This window comes from Nonomuraea deserti, from assembly GCF_004348685.1.
GTDB lineage: Bacteria > Actinomycetota > Actinomycetes > Streptosporangiales > Streptosporangiaceae > Nonomuraea > Nonomuraea deserti.
The window spans coordinates 1-10,073 of record NZ_SMKO01000276.1; the positions used below are offsets into that span (position 1 = coordinate 1).

At 72.7% G+C, this 10,073-nt stretch carries 10 protein-coding genes, 3 tRNA genes and 1 pseudogene; 6 read left to right on the forward strand and 8 right to left on the reverse strand.

Going from position 1 to position 10,073, the window contains the following annotated elements; translation table 11 throughout:
- Positions 1-11: 11 nt before the first annotated feature.
- Entirely contained in the window at positions 12-191 is a 180-nt protein-coding gene (locus tag E1292_RS47110) for a hypothetical protein (protein WP_246090898.1), read from the reverse strand.
- The gene (locus E1292_RS47115) at positions 158-1,075 is read right to left on the reverse strand and encodes a LysR family transcriptional regulator (RefSeq protein WP_132606317.1); all 918 of its coding nucleotides are present in this window, start codon (positions 1,073-1,075) and stop codon (positions 158-160) included. The genes E1292_RS47110 and E1292_RS47115 overlap by 34 nt, the downstream gene beginning before the upstream one ends.
- Before the next feature lie 57 nt (positions 1,076-1,132).
- On the opposite strand from E1292_RS47115, the gene E1292_RS47120 reads away from it, so the two are divergent.
- A complete protein-coding gene (locus E1292_RS47120; RefSeq protein ID WP_132606318.1) occupies positions 1,133-2,311 on the forward strand; it encodes a Rid family hydrolase in 1,179 nt (392 codons plus the stop codon).
- Here E1292_RS47120 and hutH read toward each other — a convergent pair.
- Genes hutH through E1292_RS47135 form a run of 3 tightly spaced genes read right to left on the reverse strand, consistent with a single transcriptional unit; the run spans position 2,303 to position 5,178 of the window.
- The gene (gene hutH, locus E1292_RS47125; RefSeq protein ID WP_132606319.1) at positions 2,303-3,853 is read right to left on the reverse strand and encodes a histidine ammonia-lyase; all 1,551 of its coding nucleotides are present in this window, start codon (positions 3,851-3,853) and stop codon (positions 2,303-2,305) included. The two genes, E1292_RS47120 and hutH, sit on opposite strands and share 9 nt — an antisense overlap.
- Before the next feature lie 16 nt (positions 3,854-3,869).
- Entirely contained in the window at positions 3,870-4,577 is a 708-nt protein-coding gene (locus E1292_RS47130; RefSeq protein WP_132606320.1) for an ArsR/SmtB family transcription factor, read from the reverse strand.
- A 49-nt stretch (positions 4,578-4,626) separates the two neighbouring features.
- Positions 4,627-5,178 carry a hemerythrin domain-containing protein gene (locus E1292_RS47135; RefSeq protein ID WP_132606321.1) on the reverse strand — a complete coding sequence of 184 codons (552 nt, stop codon included), beginning with the start codon at positions 5,176-5,178 and terminating at the stop codon, positions 4,627-4,629.
- Positions 5,179-5,290: 112 nt separating this feature from the next.
- Between E1292_RS47135 and E1292_RS47140 the strand changes: the two genes are divergently transcribed.
- The 5 genes from E1292_RS47140 (at position 5,291) to E1292_RS47160 (ending at position 7,565) form a co-directional block, all read left to right on the forward strand.
- Entirely contained in the window at positions 5,291-6,490 is a 1,200-nt protein-coding gene (locus E1292_RS47140) for a hypothetical protein (protein WP_132606322.1), read from the forward strand.
- Positions 6,491-6,516: 26 nt separating this feature from the next.
- Positions 6,517-7,242, forward strand: coding sequence for an SDR family NAD(P)-dependent oxidoreductase (locus tag E1292_RS47145; protein WP_132606323.1), 726 nt, complete (start codon positions 6,517-6,519; stop codon positions 7,240-7,242).
- A gap of 80 nt (positions 7,243-7,322) precedes the next feature.
- Positions 7,323-7,394 (forward strand) — tRNA-Gly (locus E1292_RS47150).
- Positions 7,395-7,409: 15 nt separating this feature from the next.
- A tRNA-Cys gene (locus E1292_RS47155) sits at positions 7,410-7,480 on the forward strand.
- A 10-nt stretch (positions 7,481-7,490) separates the two neighbouring features.
- A tRNA-Val gene (locus tag E1292_RS47160) sits at positions 7,491-7,565 on the forward strand.
- A gap of 221 nt (positions 7,566-7,786) precedes the next feature.
- Here the strand turns inward: E1292_RS47160 and E1292_RS47165 are convergent.
- The 3 genes and pseudogenes from E1292_RS47165 to E1292_RS51985 all read right to left on the reverse strand — a co-directional run.
- Positions 7,787-8,572, reverse strand: coding sequence for a 5-oxoprolinase subunit C family protein (locus tag E1292_RS47165; protein WP_342775780.1), 786 nt, complete (start codon positions 8,570-8,572; stop codon positions 7,787-7,789).
- Positions 8,569-9,894: a carboxyltransferase domain-containing protein gene (locus E1292_RS53180; protein WP_220447413.1), complete on the reverse strand. Its 1,326-nt coding sequence runs from the start codon at positions 9,892-9,894 to the stop codon at positions 8,569-8,571. The genes E1292_RS47165 and E1292_RS53180 overlap by 4 nt, the downstream gene beginning before the upstream one ends.
- Positions 9,891-10,073, reverse strand: a pseudogene (locus tag E1292_RS51985) (peptidase M20); the annotation flags it as partial. The pseudogene E1292_RS51985 and the gene E1292_RS53180, both read right to left, overlap by 4 nt.

Consider the following 10,073-nt stretch of genomic DNA (forward strand, 5'->3'; position numbering starts at 1 on the left):
GTCGTCGTCGACTACGAGGGCAAGGTGACGCGCACCCGGTCGAACCGGGCGCACGTCACCTTGCCCTCGTAGTCGACGACGACGGCCCACCAGCCCTGGCCGTCGAGAGCGGCGAGGTCTGTGGTCACGTCGCGCAGCTCCGTCGCGAGCACGCCGCCTAAGTAGGCGTATCCGTCGTGCACATCTGCCATTCTCCCAGCATCCCGGCCAGCTCCAGCGCGGCGGGCAGCGGGGTGTCGGGCAGGGCCGCGTACACCTTGCGCGCGGGCGCCATGCCCCGCAGCGGCCGCAGCACCAGGTCGCGCGGCACGGCCCTGGCCGCCAGCTCGGGAACCAGCGTCACGCCCAGCCCGGCGGCGACGAGGCCGAACTTGCCCGACCACTCGGCCACCCGCAGCCCGGTGCGCGGCGTGAACCCGGCCGCCGCGCACGCCGTCACCAGGAGGGTGGGCTGCCCGCGCGGGGCCGCCTCGATCCAGCTCTCCCCGGCCAGGTCGCGCAGGTCGACATCGGGCTCGGCGGCCAGCCGGTGCTCTCCTGGAAGCGCGACGAGCAGCCGGTCGTCCAGCAGCGGCACCGTCCTGGCCACGCCGGCGGGCAGCCCGGACGGGCAGTCGCTGATCACGGCCACGTCCAGCGTCCCGGCGTGCAGCCCGTCGACCAGCCGCGGGCTGAGCCCTTCCGTCAGCCGCAGATCGACGCCCGGGTGCCGGTCGGCGAACCGTCTGAGCGTGGCGGGCACGAGGCCGACGTTGGCCGTGGCGAACGCGCCCACCCGCAGGATGCCGCCTCGCCCGGCGTGGATGGCGGCCAGTTCCTCGCCCGCCCGCTGGAGCCGGTCGAGCACGGCGACGGCGTGCCGGTGCAGGGCCACGCCCGCGGGCGTGAGGCGTACGCCCCTGGCCAGGCGCTCGAAGAGTGGCCCTCCGGCGGCGCGTTCCAGCGCGGCGACGCGGCGGGAGACCGCCGACTGGGTGTAGCCGAAGAGCTCGGCGGCGGCGGTGAACGAGCCGCTCCTGGCGACCTCGTCGAAGAGCCGCAGCGTGGCGGCGTCAAAGGCATTCGTGTCAGGCATGGCTGGTATGCAATCTAGTCGGTGGTGGAATGCCTCGTGGACGGGTTCACTGAGCGCATGATTGCTTTTCTCGGACAGGGGCGCATGGGAGCGCCGATGGCCCGGCGGCTCGTGGAGGCGGGGCACGAGGTGCGGACGTGGCGGCGCGGGAGTGGCGTCACAGCTGCTGCGGCGGTGGACGGGGCCGACCTGGTCATCACGATGCTGAGCGACCCGGCCGCGGTGCGCGAGGTACTGACGGCGGCGCTGCCGGGGCTGCGCCCCGGCACGACCGTGGTGGAGATGTCGACGATCGGCCCGGAGGCGGTGCGCGGGCTGCGCGCGCTGCTGCCGGCGGAGGTGGGGCTGGTGGACGCGCCCGTGCTGGGCAGCGTGGGCCCCGCCACGTCCGGGACCCTCACGGTGCTGGCCGGCGGCGACGTGTCGGGGTGCCGCGCGGCGCTGTCGGTGTTCGGGCGGGTCAGGGAGCTCGGACCACTGGGGGCGGGCGCGGCCATGAAGATAGCCGTGATGAGCGCGCTCGTGCCCGTCCAGGTGCTGCTGGCGGAGACGTTCGCGTACGGCGGGGCGCACGGCGTGGACCGCGACGCGCTCGTCGACGTGCTGGCGGACACCCCGCTGGGCGTGGCGGCCGAGCGGCTGAGGGCTCCGTCGGAGGAGACCCGTTACTCCCTGGCCCACGCCGCCAAGGACCTGGAGCTGGCCGCGTGGGAGGGCGCCCCGATGGGCGCGGCCGCCAGGACACGGCTGCAGGAGGCGCGGGCCGCCGGGCTCGGCGAGCGGGACGTGACCGCGATCGTGGAGCACATCGCAGGCTCCGCGGCCGGGCCCGGCGGCCCCGCGCGGCGGGCCGTGCCGCTCAACCTGCCGGCCATCCCGGCCACGAACGGCATGTACTCGCACGCCGTCCGCGCCGGCGACACGCTCTACGTCTCCGGCCAGGCCGCGTTCGACGAGCGAGGGAACATCGTCGGCGAGGGCTCCATGGTGGCTCAGGCCGAGCACGTGTTCCAGGTGGTGGCCCGCATCCTCGCCGATCAGGGCGCGACGTTCGACGACGTCGCGTTCATCAGGACGTACCTGACGGACATGGACGACCGCGTCGCGTACGGGCAGGTGCGCAGGAAGTACATCACCGGCACGCCCCCGGCCAGCACGACCGTCGAGGTGTCGAAGTTGTTCATGCCGGGGCTGCTGCTGGAGGTGGACCTGATCGTCGCCCTGCCGTCACGCTAGAGGGCCGGTCACCGACTCGGCGGCGGCCACCACGCCGCCGTCGCCGACCAGGCGCACGGCGGAATCGATCTCCGGCGCGAGGAACCGGTCGGGCCCGGGGGCGGAGACGGTCTCGCGCAGCGCGCCGAGCACGGCCGCCGTCGCGGGCGCGGGCTCCAGCGGGGCGCGCAGGTCGAGCGCGCGGGCGGCGGTGAGCACCTCGACGGCCAGCACGCGGGTCAGCCCGTCCACGGACCTGCGCAGCTTGCGCGCGGCCGACCAGCCCATGGAGACGTGGTCCTCCTGCATGGCGGAGCTGGGGATGGAGTCGACGCTGGCCGGCACGGCCAGCCGCTTGAGCTCGGAGACGATGGCGGCCTGGGTGTACTGGGCGATCATGTGGCCGGAGTCGACGCCGGGATCGTGGGCCAGGAACGCGGGCAGCCCGTGGTTGCGGGCCACGTCGAGGAACCGGTCGGTACGCCGTTCGGACATCGAGGCCAGGTCGGCGGCCACGACGGCCAGGAAGTCCAGCACGTACGCGATCGGGGCGCCGTGGAAGTTGCCGTTGGACTCGACGCGGCCGTCGGCCAGCACGGCGGGGTTGTCGACGGCGCTGGCCAGCTCCCATCCGGCCACGGTGGCGGCGTGCGCGATGGTGTCGCGGGCGGCGCCGGCGACCTGGGGTGCGCAGCGCAGGGAGTAGGCGTCCTGGACGCGGGTGCAGGCCTCCGGGTCGCGATGGCTCGCCATGATGCCGGAGTTATGCAGAATTTTCGTCATATTGGCGGCGGACAGGGCCTGGCCCGGGTGCGGCCGCAGCGCCTGCAGCTCGGGCGCGAACACCCGGTCGGTGCCCAGCAGCGCCTCCACGCTCATCGCGGCGCTCACGTCGGCGGTCCTGACGAGCCTGGTGAGGTCGTCGATGGCCAGGATCAGCATGCCCAGCATGCCGTCGGTGCCGTTGATGAGCGCCAGGCCCTCCTTGGCGACCAGCTCGACGGGGTCGATCCTGGCCTGCTTGAGCGCCTCGGCGGCCGGCAGCAGCGCGCCGGAGGCGTCGCGTACGACGCCCTCGCCCATCAGCGTGAGCGCGACGTGCGCCAGCGGCGCCAGGTCACCGGAGCAGCCGAGGCTGCCGTATTCGTGCACGACCGGCGTGATGCCCGCGCTGATGAGCGCGGCCAGGGTCTTCGCGGTGACCGGCCTGATGCCGGTGTGGCCGGTGGCCAGCGTGTGCAGGCGCAGCAGCATGAGCGCGCGCACGACCTCGGTCTCGACCTCGGGCCCGCTGCCGGCCGCGTGCGAGCGCACCAGGGAGCGCTGGAGCTGGGCGCGCAGCGCCGGGTCGATGTGCCGCGTGGCCAGCGCCCCGAAGCCCGTCGAGATGCCGTACGCGGGCGTCGGGCTCTCGGCCAGCTCGTCGACCCGCTGGCGGGCGGCGGCCATGGCGGCGACCGCGTCGTCGGTGAGGCGCACCGGGGCGCCGTGGCGGGCCACCTGGATGACGTCGTCGAATGTGAGGGGCTCAGGGCCGACGTTCACGACTCCGTTGGCGCGCATGTTGTCTCTCTCGCTGCTAGGTAACCGGCGTACCCGATGTTAGCTCCTTACCAGCGAACATCGCCGACAACCCCTCCCTGCCCTCGTCGGTGAGGACGACGGCTCTGGGGACGGCGCCCCGGCGGAACCAGCCGCGCTCCAGCAGCACTACCGTGATCGCCGCCCCGAGCGCGCCGCCCAGATGCGCCCTGCGCTCGGTCCAGTCGAGGCATTCGAGGGCGAAACGCCTCCTGGATCCGCGCGCGCCGGCCACGTCCACGCCGAGCCCCGACAGCAGCCGCTCCCCGGCGTCCGTGAGGTCGTCCGCGGCGTAGTAACCGCCTTCCCTCAGCCGGTCCAGCAGGGCCACGCCCGCCCGCCCCGCCAGGTGGTCGTAGCAGGTGCGGGCCTCCTCCAGCAGGCGGGCCTGCCGGGACTGGCGCAGCGAGCGCACGGGCGGGCGCCCGCTGATCCTGGCCAGCGTCTCCAGCACCTCGGCCACCTCGTGACCGGCCAGCCGGTAGTAGCGGTGGCGGCCCTGGCGGACGACGTCCACGAGCCCGCCGTCGAGCAGCCTGGACAGGTGGGCGCTCGCGGTGGCGGCACTCACCCCGGAGACCCTGGCCAGCTCCCCCGCCGCCAGCGCGCGCCCGCCGAGCAGCGCCGTCAGCATGGCGGCCCTCGTCGGATCCGCGATGAGCGCGGCCACGGGCGCGACGTCGGCGTCACGTGCGATGTGCTCCATGCCCACGACGCTAGTACGACGACATTTCGCCCGGCGTCGAAAGGTGCCGTCAACGCCTGCCGAGGGCCTTGCCGATCATGTCCCGGGCCCGGTCCATCAACGCCAAAGGCGTCCCCATCAGCACGTTCCTGGCGACGGACTCCGTGCCGGGGTGCGGGCGCACGGGCGCCAGGGCCTCCGCCGCCCGTACCGCCGCCGCCATGGCCCGCCGCTCGACCATGGAGGTGTGCGCCCGCAGCTTGACGAACTCGTACCGCTCCTCGCTGCGCGCGTGCGCGGTCACGGCCGTGCGCAGCTCAGCCAGCCGGTCCCAGAATCCCGGGTGGTCCACCCCGTCCTTATGCAGCTCGACGAGGAGCCGCTTGGCGCGGTTCTCCTCCTGCAGCCGGTCGGCCACCACACCCTGGCCGTTGTCGAGCTTCCTGCGCGCGTACGGGTGCACGATCTCCTCCTCGGCGGTCTCGTGCACACACAACATGCGCGTCAGCCGGTCGAACGCCTCCTCGACCTTGTCCGGAGGCGCCTTCTCCACCTCGTCGAACAGGTCTCTGATGCGACCGTGCTGGGCCGTCAGGAGATCGATGACATCGTGTTCACCCACGAGTGCGCCCTACCCCGGCTCGCCCGCGGGCACGCACTCCCTTACCGAACACGGGCGGTTCGGGGACCGAACGCGGAGGTTGCCGGGTCAGGCCACGGGTACGCGCTGCGGCATGGCCTTCGACCCACTGCAGGAGCGGGGCGTCCCGCTGGACGAGCAGGTGCGTGACTGGCGCGAGCTGGACGTCACGCCCATCGACGCCGACCGCTGCGATCCGTACACGCGGTGCCGGATCATCACGATGAACGGCATCGAGGTGGAGGCGATGATGTTCAGCCACCACCTGGCCCGGCACTGCCAGGATCAGGAGATCAGGCGGCAGCTCGCTCGCGTGCGTCACATCGAGGCGCAGCAGCAGAAGGCGGTCAACTGGCTGCTGCCGGGATCGGCGTCGGTGCTGGAGACGACGATCGCGTACGAGCAGGTGGCCGTCGACCTGACCGCGTGGGTGGCCCGGATGGAGCCGGACGCGTATCTGAAGCAGGCCTACCAGTTCGGCGTGCTGGAGGACTTCGACCACCTCTACCGCTACGCCAACCTCTACGAGATGATCGAGCACCGCAAGGCCGAGAAGATCGTCGACCAGCTCACCGAGGTCATGCCCGGCCGGCCCACCTACCTGCACCACCGCGACCCCGTCGACAACGTGCGCGAGCCCTACGACCGGCGCAGGACCGAGCCGCTGTCGAGGCTGCACGCGCTGACCATCATGTCGGCCGAGCAGCAGACCATGAACTTCTACATGAACGTCGGCCCCACCTACATGGAGCCCATCGCCCGCCAGCTCTACCAGGAGATCGGCCTCATCGAGGAGGAACACGTCACCCACTACGAGTCGCTGGTCGACCCCGGCGAGAGCTGGTGGGAGATGCTGCTCAACCACGAGTACAACGAGTGCTACCTCTACTACTCCTTCATGGAGACCGAGTCCGACCCCAAGGTGAAGAACATCTGGGAGCTGCACCTCAACATGGAGCTGGAACACCTGCGGCTGGCCGCCGAGCTGTTCAAGCGGCACGACGGCCGCGACCCCGACCAGGTGCTCGCGCCCGCGCTGCCGCCGCCGGTGACGTTCGAGCCGAACAAGGCGTACGTGCGCGATCTCCTCGCCACCCAGGTCGACCACACCACCCTGGGTACCGGCTACGTGCAGGAAGCCCACGAACGCTTCGAGAAGATGCAGGAGGCGATCATGGGCGGCGAGAAGCCGCCGTCGGAGGAGGTCGTCGACGACAACCGGGCCATCACCGGCATGGAGTACCGCCTGGAGACCGAAGGGCCGCATCCCGGGGGCCTCCAACTCCGGCGGTAGGGGGCCCGGCCGCTAAAGTCGGGCCCATGGCATCAGTCGCCCTCGTCACCGGCGCGTCGCGCGGCCTCGGGGCCGTCATCGCGCGCAGGCTCGCCGCCGACGGCCTGGCCGTCGCCGTCAACTACCACTCCAACGGCGCCGGCGCCCGGCAGGTCGTCTCCGCCGTCCGGGAGGCGGGCGGCACCGCCGAGGCGTTCGCCGCCGACGTCACCGACGAGGCCGGCGTCACGAGCCTGGTGGCCGCCGTCACCGAACGGCTGGGCCCGGTGGACGTGCTGGTGGCCAACGCGACCGGCCCGCAGCCCTCCGTCGCCGTCGAGGACCTCACCTGGGAGTCGCAGCTCGACCAGCTGACGTTCTTCGTCAAGAGTCCCACGCTGCTCGTGCGGGCGGTGCTCCCCGGGATGAAGGAACGCGGCGGCGGCCGCGTCATCCAGATCGGCTCCGACATCGTCGACCGCAAGCTGCCCGGCGTGTCCGCCTACATCGCCGCCAAGGGCGCCCAGCACGCGATGACCCTGGCGTGGGCCCGCGAGCTCGGCCCGTACGGCGTCACGGCCAACATCGTGGCCCCCGGCTGGATCCCGGTCGAGCGGCACGCGGGCCTCGACGGGAGCGGCTATCGCGCCGAGGTGCCGCTGGGGCGGATGGGCACGCCCGACGACGTGGCGGCGGCGGTCTCCTACCTCGCCTCCGACGGCGCCGCCTTCGTCACCGGGCAGTGCCTCACCGTCAACGGCGGCCACACCTGACCAGGGCGGGCCTCCCCAGTTTGGGGACTCGGCCGGGATTCGCTAGAGTTCTCTCGTCGCCCGGCGCGAGCGGGGCACACGCGGAAGTGGCTCAGTGGTAGAGCATCACCTTGCCAAGGTGAGGGTCGCGGGTTCGAATCCCGTCTTCCGCTCGGAGCTTCCGGCTCGGTGGCGTGGCCGAGAGGCGAGGCAGCGGCCTGCAAGGCCGTAGACACGGGTTCACATCCCGTCGCCACCTCACAACGCAAGGACGATTAGCTCAGCGGGAGAGCGCTTCCCTGACACGGAAGAGGTCACTGGTTCAATCCCAGTATCGTCCACCAGATTCCATCCGCAGCGCGTCATGCTCCGGCCAGAACGTGGCCGCGTTCCGCCCAAGGAGGCAGCGTCCGACCACCGCTGCGTCACCGACCGCCTCACCCGATGAAGTCGTGTCCTGACCGTCGTGTCGTGATTGACGGGGCCTGTACCCTCCGGAACCACACCGTGCCCCCCGGGGCCAGTTGCGCGGCGAGCGGCAGGCACGCCGCCGTCACCACCGCGATCACGGGACAACCGCCTGTGGTCGGATTCGTTCAGGAAGAGGATCGGCTGGCCCGCGGGCGGCACCTGGAGGGCTCCCGTCACCATGCCCTCCGACGGCAGCTCCCCGGGTCCTCGCGCGGCCCAGCGCGGGGCCGCTGAGGCGGATGCCCACGCGATTCGCCTCGGCGGCCACCGTGTAGGGAACGCTGGTGAGCAGTCGCAGCGCGTCCTCGGAGAACCAGTCGTCGCGCGGGCCGGGAACGACGTCCAGCACCGGAGCCGCGGGAAGACCGGCGACGGGCGCGAGGTCCACCGTGAGGGCGCTACCGGGCGGCGATCCGAGCGGCAGCCGCAGGCCCGCACGCAGCGGGGGCGGCCCGAGGCCTGACATCAGGTCGGCAGAGCGGCTGCCGAGCACGGGAGGCACATCGATCCCACCGGCGAAGGCCAGGTAGGTTCGTACGCCGCAGCGCGGATGGCCCAGCCGCAGCCGTTGTCCCGGCCGCGCGTAGCGGGGCGCGTTCGGCGCGACCGGGTCGCCGTCCAAGCGCGCGTCCGCGTCGACGCCCGTGAGCGCGAACCAGCGTCCCCGGCTGAACTCCCCGGCCAATCCGCCGAAGGTGACTTCCAGGCAGGCCGCGTCCTCGCCGTTGCCCACCAGCCGGTTCGCCAGCCGGTACGCGGGCACATCGGCCGCTCCCGCGTGCGGGACGCCCAGCGCCGCGTACCCGGGCCGGCCGAGGTCCTGCACCAGGGCGAGTGAGCCGGGCGAGTGCACCACGAAACAGCCCTGCGGCACGCTCATCGGACCGGCTCGAATCGCACGACGGCGCCGGGCATGATGAGTGCGGGCGGCTGCTTGCCGAGGTCCCACAGCGGCACGTCGGTCGTGCCGATCAGGTGCCAGCCACCGGGCGTCGCGCGCGGGTAGACGCCGGTGAACTCGCCGGCGACGGCCACGGCACCGGCCGGGACCGCGGTGCGCGGGCTGTCGCGCCTGGGTAGCCGCAGTGCGGGGTCGAGTCCGGTCAGGTAGGCGAAGCCGGGCGCCAGCCCGAGGAACGCGGCCGTGTAGAGGGTTCCGCTGTGCCGTTCGATCAGCTCGCTGACAGGCATGCCACAGCGTGCGGCCACCTCGGGCAGGTCCTCGCCGTCGTAGCGAACCGGAATGCGCACCGGGGAAGGCGATGCGTGCTCGCCCTCCGACGCGGTTGCCCGGCGGGCCCGGATCACGGCCTCGGCCAGCGCCCCGTCCCCTGCCCTGGTGGCGACCACCAGGAGGGTGCGAGCTCCTGGGACGAGGTCGGCCACGCCCTCCACCGGGTCCTCCGACAGCTCGGCATGCACCTGCCGGACTCCGGCAGCGTCGTCCAGTTCGAGCAGTATCGCCCGGTCGCCCGCCTGCCGGACGCCTATTGTCCGGCAGGGCTTCGGGCCGGCACCGGCGGGCGCCGCTGCCGCGGCACCGTCACGGTCGTTCACCGGCGCGACTGCAGCTGGTGGTATCCGGCCGCGGTCACGCGCTGCGCGCAGATCGTCACCCGCCTCGACCCGCTCCCTGATCAGCCGCTCCGCCACGGCGATCTCCCGTGCCCGTTCGACAATCTCCGCGGCGCGTGCGGCGGGAACGGCCAGTATGCCGTCCGCGTCCCCGAGCAGCAGGTTGCCCGGCTCGATCCGGACTCCGGCGCAGCTGACCGCGCCCTGCACGGCCTCGACGCGGACGCGGTCCTTGCCGGTCCGCATCCACGATCCCCGCGAGAAGAGCGGGTAGCCGAGGGAGAGCGCGCGATCGGTGTCCCTGCAGACGCCGTTGATGACGGTGCCCGCCAGCCGGCGGCGATGTGCGGTGAGTGTCAGCAGGTCGCCCCAGACGGTGACGTCCGTGCGGCCCTGGTTGTCCAGCACGACCACGGCGCCCGGCGGAACGTCGTCGACGTAGTCGCCCACCGTCCCGCCGTCCTGGCCCACAGGGCCGTAACGGACGGTGAAGGCGGGACCGGCGACACGGAAGGACCGGTCGAGCGGGGCCAGGCCGTGGATCTGGCCGGCGATGCCGGCCCGGTCGAGCGCGTCGGAGACCGCGCTGACGTCGAGGTCGTGCCAGGCACGAGGGTCGATGCTCACCTGATCGCCTCCCCCAGCTCGTCCCACAGGTAGGCGAGCGCCTCGGCGCCCTTCAGCAGCAGGGGAACGTCGGCCTTCTCGTTCGGCCCGTGGTAGCCGTCGTCGGGGACGGTCACCGCCACGAACACGACGGGCGCACCGAGCAGCGCCTGCAGCGCGGCCGACGGGCCCGACCCGCC

Bases quoted from the DNA above. Each gene is read 5' to 3' on its own strand.
- E1292_RS47110 (WP_246090898.1), bottom strand. From the start codon at position 191: ATGGCAGATGTGCACGACGGATACGCCTACTTAGGCGGCGTGCTCGCG.
- E1292_RS47115 (WP_132606317.1), bottom strand. From the start codon at position 1,075: ATGCCTGACACGAATGCCTTTGACGCCGCCACGCTGCGGCTCTTCGAC.
- E1292_RS47120 (WP_132606318.1), top strand. From the start codon at position 1,133: ATGATTGCTTTTCTCGGACAGGGGCGCATGGGAGCGCCGATGGCCCGG.
- hutH (WP_132606319.1), bottom strand. From the start codon at position 3,853: ATGCGCGCCAACGGAGTCGTGAACGTCGGCCCTGAGCCCCTCACATTC.
- E1292_RS47130 (WP_132606320.1), bottom strand. From the start codon at position 4,577: ATGGAGCACATCGCACGTGACGCCGACGTCGCGCCCGTGGCCGCGCTC.
- E1292_RS47140 (WP_132606322.1), top strand. From the start codon at position 5,291: ATGGCCTTCGACCCACTGCAGGAGCGGGGCGTCCCGCTGGACGAGCAG.
- E1292_RS47145 (WP_132606323.1), top strand. From the start codon at position 6,517: ATGGCATCAGTCGCCCTCGTCACCGGCGCGTCGCGCGGCCTCGGGGCC.
- E1292_RS47165 (WP_342775780.1), bottom strand. From the start codon at position 8,572: ATGAGCGTGCCGCAGGGCTGTTTCGTGGTGCACTCGCCCGGCTCACTC.